The following is a 2100-nucleotide window of genomic DNA, read 5'->3' on the forward strand; positions in this document are numbered from 1 at the left end:
GCGCCCGCACCTTGTGCCCGACGCTGGTCAGGCAGCGCCCGCTGGGCAGGTCGAACTTCCAGCCGTGCAACTGGCAGGTGAGCTGGTCGCCCTCGACGATGCCGAACCGGGTGAGGTCCGCCTTCAGGTGCGGGCAGCGGCGCTGCACCACCCAGTCGCCGAGGGTGATGTCCTCGGCGTCGCTGGTGCGCTCGTGCTCGTCGTACCAGCCCTCCGCGTACTGGAGGCGCTCGGTGGACAGGCACTTGAAGAAGGCGTAGACGAACTCGTTGTACTGGCCGATGCGGGCGGCCGAGAAGCGGCAGGAGAGGAAGAGCGAGTTGACCCAGTCCACTTCGCCGATGTGCAGCAGGTGCTCGACGAGGGCCCGCTCGGTGCGGAACCGGTAGCGGACCTTCTCGTCCGCGTACGGCCGCACCTCCTTGCCGGGGAAGTCCACCACGATGGATTCAACGGTTTCCCCGCCCGAGTCGTCGGTCCCCACCAGGTCGAAGCGGACCGGGCCGCCGACGCCCTTGGCCAGGTAGATCGACTCCTCCAGCAGCGGCTCGATGCGGCGCTTCATCTCGGCCAGCACGTCGACCTCGGGGTGCCGCCAGGACGCCCTCTCCGCCTCGATGACGCCCCTCTTGCGCTCCCGCATTTCCTCCAGGTGAGCGACCTTGTTCGCGAAGAACTCCTCGACCGGCTGCGGATGCGTGGTGGTCGCGCCGGAGGTGGTCACCTCGGCGACGCTGCCCGGCAGCAGCACGATGCCGTTGGTGCCGCCGACCTTCGCGTACTCGGCGAGGAAGGCCGACTGGTCGGGGAAGATGTTGCCCTCGTCGCCGTGGATGTCGTTGAACTGCCACAGCGCGTCGTCGAGGAAGCACGGCGGGCCGGCGATCGGGAAGACGTGGTCGGCCTTCAGGTCGGCGATGTAGCGCCAGGTGCGGTCGAACTGCCGCTCCCGCTTCTGCTTGCCGAACGCGGTCTTCGCCGACTGCGGCAGCTCGTAGACCATCGGGTACCAGATCGCCCCGGAGAACTGGAGCAGGTGCGCGTGCACGTGGCCCAGTTCGGCGAAGACGCTCAGGTCGGTCGGGCGGGCGTCGTTCTGGTTGAGTAGCCGGACCCCGTCGTACTCCACCCAGAGGGAGGAGTCGCCGATCGGGCCGTCGGTCGGGCTGATGAGCGCCTGGATCATGATCCTCAGGCCGCCGTCGAGCTCCACGACCTGCTCGTTCGGGGCCCGCAGGAACTTCGTGAAACCGAGCGCCCGCAGCTCGTCCTCCATCTCCGAGGTGGGGAACTCGGGCAGCAGGACGGTGGCGTCCTTGGACACGAAGTCGCGCAGGTGCGCGGCGTCGAAATGGTCCCGGTGCAGGTGCGACACGTACAGGTAGTCGACGTCGCCGAGGGTCTCCCAGTCGAGCTGGGAGTTGTCGGGGAAGGGGAACCACGAGGCGAAGTAGGCGGGATTGACCCACGGGTCGCACAGGATGCTGCCCACGGCCGTGTCGATCCGCATGCTGGCATGTCCCGTACCGGTCACTCGCACCGCAGTCCCCCTCAAACGACAATCAAGGTGTACGTCCCGACGCTACCGGAGGCAGTCTGGTCGCCGACCCGCGACGCCGGTAGTGTCCGCCGGCCCGGGTCCTCAGGCCCACCGGCCCTGCGGGGCCTGTGGGCCTGCGCTGGCCCGCATCCGACCGGGGCTGCGGGAAACCCCCACCGCACGAGGTCAGGCGCGGGGCGTGCCAGACTAACCGGAGATCCGATCGCGAGGGAAGGACCGACAGTGGCAGGAAGCGAGCCGGTGACGTCGCCAGATCAGCACAAGCCCGGGCACCGCAAGGCCGGGCAGATCGGCGCGGTGCTCTCCGCGCTGGCGCTGCTGGCCATGCTGTGCGGCAACCACGAGGGCAGGGTCGAGGACATCTGGCTGGTCGGCCTGGCCGTGCTCCTGCTGGCCGTCGTCGTCGGCGACGCGGTGCTGCGCCGCAACGGCCTGCGCTCCTGACCCGCCGGCACCCGGACCGGCAACACGCGAAGGGCCCGCCCCGGCGGGCCCTTCGTCGGGTACGCACCACCCGGCGGGGTGGGCAGGCTCCCGCC

General features: G+C 69.6%; 2 protein-coding genes. One reads left to right on the forward strand and one right to left on the reverse strand.

Annotation, left to right across the window (positions count from 1 at the left end; all coding sequences use genetic code 11):
* Nucleotides 1-1540 (reverse strand): Rieske 2Fe-2S domain-containing protein (locus E1258_RS32195; protein ID WP_132407699.1); only part of this gene is annotated, 1540 nt, incomplete at its 3' end.
* 243 nt (nt 1541-1783) lie between these two features.
* Between E1258_RS32195 and E1258_RS32200 the strand changes: the two genes are divergently transcribed.
* Nucleotides 1784-2005, forward strand: a complete 222-nt coding sequence (locus tag E1258_RS32200) for a DUF2631 domain-containing protein (RefSeq protein WP_132407701.1) — start codon at nt 1784-1786, stop codon at nt 2003-2005.
* Nucleotides 2006-2100: the final 95 nt, after the last annotated feature.

The organism is Micromonospora sp. KC207 (assembly GCF_004348615.1).
GTDB lineage: Bacteria > Actinomycetota > Actinomycetes > Mycobacteriales > Micromonosporaceae > Micromonospora.